The organism is Acidovorax sp. GW101-11A03 (assembly GCF_059424825.1).
In genome coordinates, this window is the sequence record NZ_JBWKZU010000007.1 from 61,375 (window position 1) to 73,491 (window position 12,117).

At 66.4% G+C, this 12,117-nt stretch carries 12 protein-coding genes; 6 read left to right on the forward strand and 6 right to left on the reverse strand.

The window, feature by feature from the left end; translation table 11 throughout:
• Positions 1-158: 158 nt before the first annotated feature.
• The 3 genes from trxB (at position 159) to rpmG (ending at position 1,710) form a co-directional block, all read left to right on the forward strand.
• Entirely contained in the window at positions 159-1,112 is a 954-nt protein-coding gene (gene trxB, locus AC07Z7_RS05185) for a thioredoxin-disulfide reductase (RefSeq protein ID WP_094285389.1), read from the forward strand.
• 182 nt (positions 1,113-1,294) lie between these two features.
• Complete coding sequence (rpmB, locus tag AC07Z7_RS05190; protein ID WP_015013086.1) at positions 1,295-1,528, forward strand: 50S ribosomal protein L28; 234 nt, start codon at positions 1,295-1,297, stop codon at positions 1,526-1,528.
• Positions 1,529-1,539: 11 nt separating this feature from the next.
• The gene (rpmG, locus tag AC07Z7_RS05195; RefSeq protein ID WP_063461314.1) at positions 1,540-1,710 is read left to right on the forward strand and encodes a 50S ribosomal protein L33; all 171 of its coding nucleotides are present in this window, start codon (positions 1,540-1,542) and stop codon (positions 1,708-1,710) included.
• 95 nt (positions 1,711-1,805) lie between these two features.
• Here rpmG and AC07Z7_RS05200 read toward each other — a convergent pair whose 3' ends face one another.
• On the reverse strand, positions 1,806-3,311 hold the full coding sequence (locus AC07Z7_RS05200) for an aminotransferase-like domain-containing protein (RefSeq protein ID WP_494765556.1): 1,506 nt from the start codon (positions 3,309-3,311) through the stop codon (positions 1,806-1,808).
• 232 nt (positions 3,312-3,543) lie between these two features.
• Between AC07Z7_RS05200 and AC07Z7_RS05205 the strand changes: the two genes are divergently transcribed.
• Positions 3,544-3,936, forward strand: coding sequence for a hypothetical protein (locus AC07Z7_RS05205; protein ID WP_494765557.1), 393 nt, complete (start codon positions 3,544-3,546; stop codon positions 3,934-3,936).
• 67 nt (positions 3,937-4,003) lie between these two features.
• Here AC07Z7_RS05205 and AC07Z7_RS05210 read toward each other — a convergent pair whose 3' ends face one another.
• The 3 genes from AC07Z7_RS05210 to AC07Z7_RS05220 form a co-directional block, all read right to left on the reverse strand.
• Entirely contained in the window at positions 4,004-5,218 is a 1,215-nt protein-coding gene (locus AC07Z7_RS05210; RefSeq protein ID WP_494765558.1) for a DesA family fatty acid desaturase, read from the reverse strand.
• A 180-nt stretch (positions 5,219-5,398) separates the two neighbouring features.
• The gene (locus AC07Z7_RS05215) at positions 5,399-6,673 is read right to left on the reverse strand and encodes an RsmB/NOP family class I SAM-dependent RNA methyltransferase (RefSeq protein WP_494765559.1); all 1,275 of its coding nucleotides are present in this window, start codon (positions 6,671-6,673) and stop codon (positions 5,399-5,401) included.
• 104 nt (positions 6,674-6,777) lie between these two features.
• The gene (locus tag AC07Z7_RS05220; protein ID WP_494765560.1) at positions 6,778-8,631 is read right to left on the reverse strand and encodes a M48 family metallopeptidase; all 1,854 of its coding nucleotides are present in this window, start codon (positions 8,629-8,631) and stop codon (positions 6,778-6,780) included.
• Between the two features lie 70 nt (positions 8,632-8,701).
• On the opposite strand from AC07Z7_RS05220, the gene AC07Z7_RS05225 reads away from it, so the two are divergent.
• Entirely contained in the window at positions 8,702-8,956 is a 255-nt protein-coding gene (locus AC07Z7_RS05225) for a DUF1653 domain-containing protein (protein ID WP_094285855.1), read from the forward strand.
• 12 nt (positions 8,957-8,968) lie between these two features.
• On the opposite strand, the gene AC07Z7_RS05230 is transcribed toward AC07Z7_RS05225, so the two are convergent.
• Together AC07Z7_RS05230 and AC07Z7_RS05235 are read right to left on the reverse strand one after the other, a co-directional pair.
• Complete coding sequence (locus AC07Z7_RS05230) at positions 8,969-10,102, reverse strand: ATP-binding protein (RefSeq protein WP_494765561.1); 1,134 nt, start codon at positions 10,100-10,102, stop codon at positions 8,969-8,971.
• Positions 10,102-10,830 (reverse strand): response regulator, encoded by a 729-nt coding sequence (locus tag AC07Z7_RS05235; protein ID WP_494765562.1) that lies wholly within the window; start codon positions 10,828-10,830, stop codon positions 10,102-10,104. The genes AC07Z7_RS05230 and AC07Z7_RS05235 overlap by 1 nt, the downstream gene beginning before the upstream one ends.
• A gap of 251 nt (positions 10,831-11,081) precedes the next feature.
• Between AC07Z7_RS05235 and xopAW the strand changes: the two genes are divergently transcribed.
• Positions 11,082-12,068 (forward strand): XopAW family type III secretion system calcium-binding effector, encoded by a 987-nt coding sequence (xopAW, locus tag AC07Z7_RS05240; RefSeq protein WP_494765563.1) that lies wholly within the window; start codon positions 11,082-11,084, stop codon positions 12,066-12,068.
• Positions 12,069-12,117 lie beyond the last annotated feature (49 nt).

The window sequence follows — 12,117 nt, forward strand, 5'->3', positions numbered from 1 at the left end:
CAACCGGCGCCGCAACGGGTTATCAATCGCTTCTTACAATCGCCGTGATTGAAAAACGGGCTGCGTGCAGCCGCATCCGCCGGTTGATACTCGGCGGCTCAACCCCCAGCTTTTCCAACAGCGCCCCGTGTAGCGGGCGCAAAACACAGGCTTTTACCATGTCCACCACCCAACACGCGAAAGTTCTGATTCTCGGCTCGGGCCCTGCGGGCTACACAGCGGCCGTCTATGCCGCCCGCGCCAACCTGAACCCGGTGCTCATCACCGGCATGGCCCAGGGCGGCCAGCTGATGACCACGACCGAGGTGGACAACTGGCCTGCCGACGTGCACGGCGTGCAGGGCCCCGACCTCATGCAGCGCTTTCTGGAGCACGCCGAGCGCTTCAAGACGCAAATCGTCTTCGACCACATCAACAAGGTCGATTTCAGCAAGCGCCCCTTTACCCTCACCGGCGACAGCGGCACCTACACCTGTGACGCGCTGATCCTGGCAACGGGCGCATCGGCCAAATACCTGGGCCTGCCTTCGGAAGAGGCTTTCATGGGCAAGGGCGTGTCGGGCTGCGCCACCTGCGACGGTTTCTTCTATCGCGAGCAGGACGTGTGCGTGGTCGGCGGTGGCAACACCGCCGTGGAAGAAGCTCTTTACCTGTCGAACATTGCCCGCAAGGTCACGCTGGTGCACCGCCGCGACAAGTTCAAGGCCGAGCCCATCCTGGTGGACAAGCTGCATGAGAAGGTCGCTGCGGGCAAGATCGAGCTCAAGCTGTTCAACACGCTGGACGAAGTGCTGGGCGACAACACTGGGGTGACCGGTATCCGCATCAAGAGCACCAAGGATGGCAGCACGGAAGACATCAAGCTGCAAGGCTGCTTCATCGCCATCGGCCATGCCCCCAACACCGAGATCTTCCAGGGCCAGCTGGAGATGGAGAACGGCTACATCATCACCCAGGGCGGACTCAAGGGTTTTGCCACCCAGACCAGCGTGCCCGGCGTGTTTGCCGCTGGCGATGTGCAGGATCATGTGTACCGCCAGGCCATCACCAGCGCAGGCACGGGCTGCATGGCCGCGCTGGACGCGCAGCGCTTCCTCGAACAAGAAGCTTGATCAAAAACTGGGCAACAGGCTATAATCTGTGGCTTTGCTGAATTCGGCCCGTTTTTTGCGGCACCTGAAACCAAGCAAATCGGGTTACCGCCACCCTTTCTGGCGAGGTGAGGCCGCAAGCCAACCCGGGAAATTGATCCCGGGGCCCAGCAAACGGCCGTTAAAAGTATCGGAGTGTCCTCATGGCACGCGTCTGCGACGTAACGGGCAAGAAGCCCATGACCGGGAACAATGTTTCCCACGCCAATAACAAAACCAAGCGCCGGTTCCTGCCGAACCTGCAATACCGCCGTTTCTGGGTCGAGAGCGAAAACCGCTGGGTTCGCCTGCGTGTTTCGAGCGCTGCCCTGCGTTTGATCGACAAGAACGGTATCGACTCGGTGCTCGCAGACCTGCGTGCCCGTGGCCAGGCTTAAGGAGTAGCACCATGGCAAGCAAAGGCGGACGCGACAAGATCAAGCTGGTGTCCTCGGCGGACACCGGTCACTTCTACACCACCACCAAGAACAAGAAGACGATGCCTGAAAAGATGTCGATCATGAAGTTCGACCCCAAGGCTCGCAAACACGTCGAGTACAAGGAAGCCAAGCTGAAGTAATTCGGCACCGCTCCCCGAAAAAACCGCCCTTCCAGGGCGGTTTTTTTATGCCTGCGGCACAACGGACCGCCAAAAGGCGGACGACCTCAGCGGCCTCAGGCCACCTTGCGCGGCACAGGCAGCTCCGCCATCTGGGCAGCCAGCAAGCCACCCAGGGTGCGGTAGCCCGCCTCCACCTCGGCGGTGAACGGCATGCCGCAGCTCAGCCGCAGAAAATGCTCATACCGCCCCGTGTTGGAGAACATGGGGCCCGGGGCCACACGGATGCCGTTCTCCAACGCTTCGTCGTACAAGCGTGTCGAGGAAATGCCGACAGGCAGCTCCAGCCACAGGCTCAACCCACCCGGCGGCAAGCTCAGGCGCGTGCCCGCGGGGAAGTAGCGCGCCACGGCCCGCGCCGCCTGTTCGCGCTGGATGCGCAGTTGCGCCCGCATGCGGCGCATGTGGCGCTCGTAGGCTGGGGAATCCACGCTGCGCGCGGCCAGCAACTGCGACCAGGTCTGCATGTTGCGCGTGCGCGCGAACTTGATCATCTGCACCCGCGCCTGCCAGCGGCCGGCACTCATCCAACCCTGGCGCAGGCCAGGCGCAAAGCTCTTGCTGAGCGATGCACAGTAAATCACCTGGCCCGCATCGCCCGGGCGGTCCCAGGCCTTGGCGGGGCGCAGCACGCGGGGAGACTCCACAAACTCCCGGTAGATATCGTCCTCGATGAGCGCCAGCCCATGCTCCACACACAGGGCCACCAGGCGTTCCTTGTGGGCGTCGGGCATGACGCTACCCAGGGGCATCTGCAGGTGGGGCACCACCACCACGCCCTTGAGCCGGGGCTCATTGCGCGCGGCCAGCTCCAGCGCCTCCAGCGACATGCCGGTGTGTGGACTGCTCGGAATCTCCAGCGCGCGCAGCCCCCGCACCTCGATGGCCTGCAGGATGCCAAAAAACGTGGGCGATTCCACGGCAATCACATCGCCCGGCTCGGCCACCGCATCCAGTGCGAGGTTCACAGCTTCAGAGTTGCCGTGCGTCGCGCCAATGTCGGCAGGCGCCACACACACGCCAAAGGTGAGCGCGTGGCGCGCCATGGCCTGCTGGAACTCCGGGTGCGTGGTCGGCGCCGAGGGGCCATACACCAGGATATCGGGCTGCTCCCGCAGCAGGCCATGGGCCAGCCGGTTGAGCGCGGCCGCATCAAACAGGCTGGGCGCAGGCATGGCGCTGCCCAGGTCCAGCGGCAAAGGGCCAGCCCGGCGCGCCTTCTCCAGAAAGCCTGAAATACGCTCGTTGATGCCAGCGAAGACACGCGGATCCTGGGCCAGGGGCTCATGCAGGTCGGGCTCGCGCGCCCCGGGCAGCGCCACGCCACCCAGATCCCGCACAAAGTAACCCACCCGTTCCCGGGCCTCCACACACCCCTGGGATTCAAGCTGGCGCAGCACCTGGAGCGCCGTCGTCAGGCTCACCTGGTGCCGCTGGCACAGCTCGCGCACCGAAGGCATGCGCATGCCGGGTGTGAGGCTGCCTGCGGCGATCGCTTGCTCGTACAAGGCCGCCAGCTGGCGGTAGATCGGGACTCCCCGGGGCTCGGAGGAATGTGACATGGCGTGGTGCGCAGCCGTGGGACGGGCTCGGCAGCGGCTCCGTGCATCGTGCCTGAACACCGCTGGCGGGTACAGATACAGGAAAGGGGATCAAGGACCATAACAGCATTCAAGAAATCAACACTGTTCTACCCTTCCGCGCCGGTGCGTGTACCTGTTGAACCGAAGCGGCTTTTCCTACGCTAAGGCCCTCACTGCAGCCTTTCCTTTGTTCACCCGGAGCCCCTGCACCATGTCCCTGCACACCAGCACGCCCCCCTTCACCCAGCATCTCACCCCCGGCCAGGGGATCTGGATTTGCCTGGCCCCTGGCAGCACACTGCGCACCACGCGGGGTGATGTGGCTGTCCACTGGCCCCCTCAAGCCTGCGGACAAGGATTGCAGACACCACCTCCCACCTGGCTGGAGGCCGGGCAGCATCTGCCGTGGAACGGGCAGGCGCAGGCCGTCTGGCTTCGGCTGCACAACCCCCGGCAACGCCCCGCCGAAATCCAGCTCACGGAAGCCGCACCTGCGCCAGGGCTATGGCAGCAGATCTGGCGCGGGCTGCGCACCACCCTCCAAAGCCCCCGGAAAGCCGCCAAGGGCTCAGGCCATGGCGGCGCCTTGCACGCTGCGCGGTAAACAAGAACCCAAAAATGAAAAGGCCTTGCCAAGCGGCAAGGCCTTTGTGTGGTCAGGGCAAACCGCTTCAGGCTTGCGCCGCCCGCAGCCGCAGCGAGAACTCGCGCAGTGCGGAAATCCCGCTTTCTTCCGCCCGGCGGCACCAGGCTTGCAGGTCGGCCGTGAGCTGCTCACGCGATTGCGAGGTGTTCAGCCACAGCTGGCGCAGTTCTTCGCGCATGGTCACCATCTTGTCGAGCGCAGGGTGCGCCGCGCGGGCTTGTGCCAGTTGTGGCAGCGCGATGGCCGGGATTTTTTCGGCATCGCGGGGCAGCCAGCGCTTGGCAGCCTTCAGCACCGAGACATCCGCCTGGCGTGCCTTGAGCGCAGCAATCTCTTCCTTGCACGCCTGGCGTACCCCTCGGGCATAACCGGCCATGACCTCATAGCGGTTGGCGATCAAGGCCTCCAGGGTTTTCTCATCGGCCACGGCTTTCACATCACCCAGCTGCAGCTTGGGCGGCACCTTCTTGACCGTGGCCCAGCCCACCTTTTTCATCAGGCTGATGTAGACCCAGCCAATATCGAACTCATAGGGCTTGACCGAAAACTTGGCCGACGTGGGGTAGGTGTGGTGGTTGTTGTGCAGTTCTTCACCGCCAATGATGACGCCCCAGGGCGAGAGGTTGGTGCTGGCGTCCTGCGCCTCGAAGTTGCGGTAGCCCCAGTAGTGGCCCACACCGTTGACCACACCGGCTGCCCAGAACGGAATCCAGAGCATCTGCACCGCCCACACAGCGGCACCGATGGCGCCGAACAGGGCCAGATCGAGCACCAGCATCAGGCCCACGCCCTGCCAGCCGAAGCGGGTGTACACATTGCGCTCCATCCAGTCATCCGGTGTGCCATGACCGAACTTCTTGATGGTTTCCATGTTCTTGGACTCGGCGCGGTACAGCTCGGCACCACGCCACATCACGGTATCCAGGCCACGCGTCTGCGGGCTGTGGGGGTCGTCCACGGTTTCGCACTTGGCGTGGTGCTTGCGGTGGATGGCCACCCATTCCTTGGTGACCATGCCCGTGCCGATCCACAGCCAGAAGCGGAAGAAGTGCGAAGGAATGGCGTGCAGGTCGAGCGCGCGGTGCGCCTGAGCGCGGTGCAGAAAAATCGTGACCGCCGCAATGGTGATGTGGGTCGTCGCCAGGGTGTACAGCACGATTTTCCACCAGGCCAGGTTCCACAACCCATGGCCCAGCCAGTCAATGGCAGCGTTCAGCACAGCCCAATCGGGTAACAGCATATTCAACAAAAGCCTTACTACAAAGAGCCCGCTCACCAGCGAAGCAGGTCACCCATTTTAAAGTGACACCCCTTTGAAAAACCGGGGACATCCATAGGATTTACGCTGATTTAGAGGGCATTCTCAGCGCATCTGTCGCCAACTGGTCATATCCCCAAGTTGGTGCAGGCAAGGCATCCCTCAGCGCTTGCGGGTCCAGACGGCTGCGAAGAAACCGTCGGTCTGGTGCAAATGGGGCCACAGGCGCAGATAACCACTGCCGGATGCGCCTCCACTGCACAGCCCCTGGGCACCTTCAACCTTGAGCTGCGCCAGCAGCTCACCCGCATCGACCAGCTCAAAATCCGGGTGCGCGGCGCTGAAGGCTTCGGCGATCGCCTCGTTCTCCTCGGGCAGTATGCTGCAGGTGGCGTACACCAGCCGCCCACCCGGCTTGAGCAGGCGTGCCGCACTGGCCAGTATCGAGGTCTGCTTGGCGGTCAGTTCCTCCACCGCCTTGGGGCTTTGGCGCCACTTGAGGTCGGGGTTGCGGCGCAGGGTGCCCAGGCCGGAGCACGGCGCATCCACCAGCACGCGGTCGATCTTGCCCGCCAGGCGCTTGACGCGCTCGTCGCGCTCGTGCGCGATCGCGGCCGGGTGCACATTTGAGAGGCCACTGCGCGCCAAGCGGGGCTTGAGCGCGTCCAGCCGGTGGCCCGACACGTCAAAGGCATACAGCCGCCCCGTATTGCGCATGCTGGCGCCAATGGCCAGCGTCTTGCCACCTGCACCAGCGCAAAAATCCACCACCATCTCGCCCCGTTTGGCATCGAGCAGCAGGGCCAGCAGCTGCGAGCCTTCGTCCTGCACCTCGATGGCCCCGCGCGTGAACGCATCCAGCTTGGTCAATGCGGGCTTGTCGTCAATGCGCAGGCCCCAGGGCGAATACGGCGTGGGCTGGGCCTTGATGCCGGCCTTGGCCAGCTCTTTTTGCACATCGGCGCGCTTGTCCTTGAGCGCATTGACGCGCAGGTCCAGCGGCGCGCTCTGGGCCAGGCTACCCACCAAGGGCCAAAAGCCAGCGCCCAGCTGGTCCTTGAGGGGCTTGACCAGCCATTCGGGCAGGTTGTGGCGGTGGCGCTCCATCAGGTCGTCCACCGTCACGGCATCGCACTGGTCCAGCCAGTTCTTTTCCTGCTCGGTCAGCGCTGCCTTGAGGAAATCGCGCGGCCCATGAAAGCCCAGGATGGCCAGGCGCCGCTCCTTGGGGCCCGAGCCCGAGGGCGCCATGTGGTCAAACAGCAGCTTCTTGCGCAGCACGGTGTAGACCGTTTCGGCCAGCGTTGCGCGCTCGCGGGGCCCCAGGCCCCGGTTGTCACGGAAAAAACGCGACACCACCGCATCGGCGGGGTGTTCAAACGTGAGGGTGAGCCTGACCAGTTCGGCGCAGGCGTCGAGAAGAACTTTGGGATGCATCCCCCGATTGTCCCATTCCCCGCCGTGTTGGCTGCCTCCGACGTCCCGGCCCAGTGCCCGGCAAGGAGGGAGATGACAACGCTGCTGTGTGCGGGGCTTCTACGTCAACGGGTGTAGATGGGCTCGAACGCCGAGCGCTGGATCTCCTGCAGCGTCGGCGATTCGCCTGCCCACAGCACCAGTGCGGGGCCGGGCAGGCTCAGGTTGCGTTCCAGCGCACGGCACAGGTGGTAGCGGCTTTCGTCGTCCATGCCCGGCAGTTCCACAAACACCAGGTAGGCCCTGCGCTGTGGGTGTTCGCGCAGGTTCTTGCGCACCAGCCAGCAGCGGGCCAGGGGGGCGCAGCGGGCCAGTTCCGACTGCAGTTCGGCCAGCTCGAAAGAACTCAGGTCATTGCGCGTGGTCTGGCTGAAGAACGAGGTGCCCGACAGCTCCTCCCAGGCACGCTCTTCCGACTCCTGGGCGCGTTCCAGGCGCTTGCGCCACTGCTTGAAGGCGGCGGCGTCGTGGTCCAGTCCCAGGCGTGGGGTTTCCAGCTCGGCCAGCGCCGTGCGTGCGGCCCAATAGCGGTCACTGCTGCCGGCTTCCCACACCCGGTTCAACAGCTGCAGCTTGGCTTCGCGGTCGCCTTCGGGCAGGCAAGGCACCAGCCCGCGCAGCGCGGCCGGGTAATCGGTGCTGCGCTCCAGCGCCAGTTCGTACAGAGCACGCACATCGGCATGCGGGTCCAGGTGGCGCTTCAGGCGCGCCAGCTCCACCAGATCAGCGGCACTGCTCTGCGCCGTGGAGGCACCCAGTGCCTCGGCGCGGGCACGCACGCGCCCCAGCCAGGCGTGGTGTTGCTTCCACTCGGTGGCGTTGTCGCGGCACCATTGCTTGTCGAAATGGGTCACCCAGCGTTTGGCATCGGGGCCCAGCAGGGCCAGGGCATTGCCGCGCGACCAGTCCGGCACGGTGGGCGTCGCATCCAGCGCCTCGATGCGGTCGCGCAGGCCGGGGTGGGTGTCGTCCACGCTGCTCAGGCGCTTGAGGGCCTGGCGCAACGCATCGTTGGCAAACACGGCGTCGGGGGCCTTGGCCAGCTGGCGGCGCATGCTGCGGTAGGGGCCCACCGGCACCGGGTTGTCGGCCGCCACACACCAGTGGTTGCCCCAGAACTCCGCCTGCAGCCAGGCGCCCCGGATCTCGATCTCGGCCAGGGCAGCGGCTGTCACATCGCGGCCCAGCAGCTTGCCCGCAATGCGGTCGGCCTCGTATTCGTCCTGGCGGGCCAACGCAAAGGTCTTGGCAGAAAAGCGCGGAAAGTACCAGCGCATGAAGGCCTGGGTGGCAGCCGCCACCGGGCCTTCGTCGTCCGCCAGGCTGTGGTTCAGGCGCATCCACGACAGGCGCGTGCGGTAGATCCAGGCGGCAAACCGGCCGTGGTCGCCGCGCAGGTGCCCATATTCATGGGCCAGCACGGCCAGGAAACGCGGCCGGTCCAGCGCCATCAACAGGGGCAGGCCGATGCTCAGGTGGTTGACGGCGCCGCCCAGCAGGCCAAAACGCGGCAGTTGCTGGATGCTGGCGTTGAATTCGTCGGTGAGCGTGACCTTGTGGATGGGCGGCCCCTTGATCTTGCGGCGGATGCGCGCCAGAGCCTCGAACAGGTCAGGAGCGTCCAGCGCCGTGACCTCCACCCCGGCAGGCTCATCAAACCGCACCCACAGGGCCCGCAGGCTGACCCAGAGCAGCCCACCCGCCCCGAGCAGCGCCCAAACCAACGCCAAACGAAAGCGGCCGTGCAGCAGCTGCGGCACCACCCACATCAAAATACCCACGGCCAACGCCAGGCACCCCAGCACCCATGCGTAGCCCAGCGCCGCAAACGCCGCCACACTGCGGCGGTACGCTCGGCTGTTGTCGGCACTGGCATGCTCACTCATGCGCACCAGATGCACAAAATCTGCCTGATCCACGGACGTCCCTCACTCTTGCTTGATTTTTATCAGCCGCCATCCTAACCACTTGAGCCCCCGCCCCACCACCATGACCGACGACGACCTGCCCGCACTCATCCGCACGCCCCCGGGGCTGTACCGCCATTACAAAGGCATGCTTTACGAGGTGATCGACACCGTGCGCCACAGCGAGACGCTGGAGCCCATGACGCTGTACCGCGCGCTGTATGGCCAGCGCGGCCTGTGGGTGCGCCCCGCCGCCATGTTTGAAGAGCAGGTGCTCATCGATGGCGTGCTGCGGCCCCGTTTTGAGAAATGCGACGACGCCGCCGAAGCGGGCTGAGACCAGCCCTCTTCAAGCCGCCTTGCGCGGAAAGGTGGCCGCCGCCACCAGCCCGCCACCTGCGGCATTGCGCAACACCAGCTGCCCGCCATGGCGGCGCGCAATATCGCTGGCAATGGTGAGCCCCAGCCCCGCTCCGCCGCTCTGGCGGTTGCGCGAGGCCTCGACGCGGTAGAACGGCTCCATGACGCGCTCCAGTTCCTCCGGCGGCAAACCGGGGCCATGGTCGCGCACCTCGACGGTCAGCGCGTCGGCCGCATCGTGCAGCGTGATCTCCGCACTGCCGCCGTAGCGGATCGCGTTGCCCACCAGGTTGTCCAGGCAGCGCCGCAGCGCCACGGCCTGTGCACGCAGCGGGGCCGACTGCCCGGCCACCGAGACCCGGTGGCCCAGGGCCAGCTGGTCATCGGCCAGGCTGTCGGCCAGCGCCCGCACATCCAGCAGCGCCCAGGCCTCGGCGCCCGCCACGCCGCGCAGGTAGTCCAGCGTGGAGGTGATCATGGCGTCCATCTCGGCAATGTCGCGGCGAAACAGCTGCTGCGCACGGGCATCGCCCAGGCTTTCGGTGCGCAGGCGCAGCCGGGTCAGCGGTGTGCGCAGGTCGTGCGACACCGCCGCCACAAACCGGTCGCGCTCGGCCAGTTGCTGGCGGATGCGCGCCTGCATCTGGTTGAACACCCGGCTGGCGTCGCGGCACTCCAGCGTGCCGTCCTCGGGCAGCGGGGGGCGGTTGATGTCGCGGCCCAGCTGCTGCGCGGCCGTGGCCAGCCGGTGCATGGGGCGCGACAGCCAGCGTGCCGCCCACCAGGCCACGGCCACCAGCGCGGCCAGGCGCACGCCGATGTCGAGCAGCAGGCCTAGCTGCAGCGACGGCGGCGCATTCCAGAAACCGGGCCGTTCGCCATGGGGCGGCTGGCCCGGGGGTGGCAGGGGGCGTCCCTCGGCCACACCCCAATGCGGCGGCGGGCCGGGCGGGCCCGGCGGGCGTTCGGGGTGCGCTGGGCGCAGTTCAAACATGAGCGTGAGCGCCAGCACATGGCTCGCGATCACCGCCACGATGAGCAGCAGCGCGAGCCGTCCAAACAAGGTGTTTGGCAACCAGCGCTGCAGCGCCACACGCCAGCGTGCCGCCATCCATGAGGCCATCAGTGGGGCCACCCCACCTGCCCCTGCAGCGACTGCACGTTGAGCAGATAGCCCGCGCCACGCACGGTGCGGATCATCGAGGGCGAACGCGGGTCGTCCGACAGCTTGCTGCGCAGGCGCGAGACCAGCAGGTCGATGCTGCGCTCGAACGCATCCATGGCCCGGCCCCGGGCCTGCTCCATGAGCTGGTCGCGGCTGAAGACGCGGCGTGGCATGCGCAAAAAGGTGCAGAGCAGGCGGAATTCGGCGTTGGACAGCGGCACCACCACGCCCTGGGGGGACACCAGGTGCCGCTCGATGCTGTGCAACGTCCAGCCGTCAAAACGCACCACCTCGTCCGGCCCCTGCCGGGCCGGGGCCGTGTCGCCCGCGACGCGGCGCAGCACGGTCTGGATGCGGGCCACCAGCTCGCGCGGCTCGAAGGGTTTGCCCATGTAGTCGTCGGCCCCCATTTCCAGGCCCAGCACACAGTCATAGGGGTTGGCGCGGGCGGTGAGCATGATGATCGGCACCCGGGAGCGCTCGCGCAGCTCCCGCGCCAGGGTGATGCCGTCGCTGCCGGGCAGCATCACGTCCAGCACCACCAGGCCGATGGGGTGCGCGGCCATCTGGGCCCGCATCGACAGCGCATCACCCGCTGCGTGGGCGGCATAGCCAAAGCGGGCAAGGTATTCGGTGAGCAATGTGGTGATCTCGACATCGTCGTCCACCACCAGGATGTGTTGCATGGGTGGGCACAGGCGCAAAAACGCCTCCAAAAGATCGTCCCAAGTTTAGGCAGCCGCCCCCGCGCCCTCGGGGCAATCTGGCGGGCATTTGCCCCCCTGTTCGGGGCTTGCAGGCGCCCTTTGTACCGGCCTTGGTACAAAGCAGACAAACCCCGGAGACATGCCCGCCCAAGAATGGACGCGGGCCATGGCTGAGGGCTTCCGCTGTGGGGGACCAGGCACCGACCCGCCTTTGGAAGAAAGGAACAACGATGACGACCATCAGTAGCGTCAGCAGTGCCTGGTCCAGTGCCAGCGTGCAGCGGGCATCGCGCCCGCAGCCCTCGCCAGAGCGGCTGCTGTCCAAAATCGATGCCGACGGCAGCGGCGGCGTGAGCGACACCGAACTGCAGGGCCTGCTGGACGATGTGGCCCAAAAGACCGGCGTGAGCAGCCAGGCCAGCGCGGCCGACCTGGTCAAGCAGTACGACACCAACGGCGATGGCAGCCTCAATGCCGACGAGCTGGGCAAGACGATGCAAAACGTGCTGCCCCCGCCCCCCTCGACCATGGCGTTTGCCCAGTCGCGCAGCAGGGACAGCAGCACCAACGCGGCCGCCACCGGCGAGGCAGGTGACGACCTGTTTGGCAAGGTGGACAGCGACGGTGATGGTGCCGTGAGCCAAACCGAGCTGCAGGCCCTGCTGGAGGCCATGTCCGGCGGCACGGCCAGCAAGACGGGCGTGAGCAGCGACGAAATCTTCAGCCAGCTGGACGCGGATGGCGACGGCAGCCTGAGCGAAGCCGAATTCGACGCGGGCCGCCCTTCGGGCGTGGGGGGAGAAGCAGGAGGCATGCAGGCCATGGGCGGCATGCCGCCGCCTCCCGGGGGGGGGCCGGGTGGTGCTGGGGGCAGCAACTCGGCCGCCAGCTACGACCCGCTGGACACCAACGAGGACGGCACGGTCTCGGCCGCCGAGCGCTTGGCAGGCAGCACCAGCAGCGTGGCGCAGGACGCAATCACCGCGCTGTTCAACGCCATCGACACCGATGGCGACGCCAGCATCAGCACCAGCGAGTCCCAGGCCTTCATCAACCAGCTGACCCGCCAGGCCCAGTCAGCGACCACCGGCAGCGAATCCGGCGGCCGCACCGACCTGGCGCGGCTGGCCGACTTTGCGCGGCAGCAGTACGCGCTGGCCGCCAATGGCTGGAGCGCCGCATCGTCCAGCACCAGCAGCCTGAGCGCGGTGGCCTGACGCGGCCGGGGAGACACGCGCAGCCCCTGGAAGGGGGCTGACGGAGCCC